This window comes from Streptomyces sp. NPDC055025 (genome assembly GCF_053608565.1).
Map to the genome: position 1 here is coordinate 1 of NZ_JBSGVS010000156.1, position 1273 is coordinate 1273.

Consider the following 1273-nt stretch of genomic DNA (forward strand, 5'->3'; position numbering starts at 1 on the left):
TACCGAAAGCGAGCCGACGTCACTGGCGCTCCACAATCCGGTGAGGACTGCGAGTTCATCGTTTTCGGTGGGGGTGATGAATCCCGAGCCGTCCCAAGCCGGGTCCGTCGCAGGGTTGCGCTAGATATGCTCGACGCGTTGCGCGACGCCGAGGGGCAACTGGCATCGTGGCGCAACTCACCGCTGCGCCCATTGCTCGAGGATGCCGTGGCGACAGTCAGTCGTAGTGAACTGGATAGCGTTGCTGCCACGCTTGAAAGTGCGACCAAGAAGCTCGAAAGTTTCCCGTCGGTTAAAGCGCTCGAAGACTCCCTCCGCGCTGGCATTCTGGACCTTGCCGGAAGCGCGCATGACATTGATGCACGCCTTCTCTTTTCGCCCACCGATCCGCTTCGATTGTTCCGTTCAATTGCAATGTTCATCGATAACGGCAAACGCAGCATTGCTGAGGCAAGCCTGGGCTCTGCGAATGTCGCCTTGATCACTTTGAAATTGGCGGAGTTTGCTTGGCGGCGTGCCAAGAATGAACGCAACTATTCGCTGCTTTGTATCGAGGAACCGGAGGCTCACCTCCATCCTCAACTTCAGCGGGCTGTATTCGATAAGCTATTTCAAAAAGCTGACCCGGCACAGGCACTTGTCGTCACGAGCCATTCCCCGACATTGGCTGCGGTTGTGCCGCTCCGTTCGATAGTGAGCTTGCGATCGGTGAACGGCGCGTCGCAAGTCTATTCGCTTGCGGAGTTGCCGGTCACAAACGAGGAACTTGACGACATTGAGCGCTATCTGACCGCTACGAGATCCGAACTGCTTTTCGCGCGAGGCGTGATCTTCGTGGAAGGCGATGCCGAAGAAGCACTGCTGCCCGGATTTGCCGAGGCGTTGGGCCTCGATCTGGATCGGCTCGGCATTACCGTCTGCAATGTCGCGGGCGTCCATTTCGAGCCCTACGTGAAGCTCGCCGGTAGTCTTGGCCTGCCTTTCGCGGTTGTCACCGATTGGGATCCCATCGCCGGCGCCAAGTCGCCACTTGGAAAGGCGCGGACGCTTGGAATATGGGACGCATACTGCGCCGCTTCGGGAGTCGTTCCCTTGACGGCTGAGCAGCGTGCTTGGTGCGAATCGGCTGATTTTCCTACCTTCAGTGCGATTTGGGAAACCTATGGCATTTTTCTGAACGACTTGACCTTTGAAGTTGCAGTCATAAACGCCCCCAATCTTCGCGAGGCGATGCTTGATATTCTTGACGAACAGGGGTTTGGACCGACGCGCG

1 protein-coding gene is annotated in these 1273 nt (G+C 57.5%); it reads left to right on the top strand.

Features of this window, described 5'->3' with window-relative positions; genetic code table 11:
• Positions 1-126: 126 nt before the first annotated feature.
• The coding region (locus tag ACWGDX_RS39350) for an ATP-dependent nuclease (RefSeq protein WP_453633633.1) at positions 127-1273 on the top strand (1147 nt) is incomplete at its 3' end.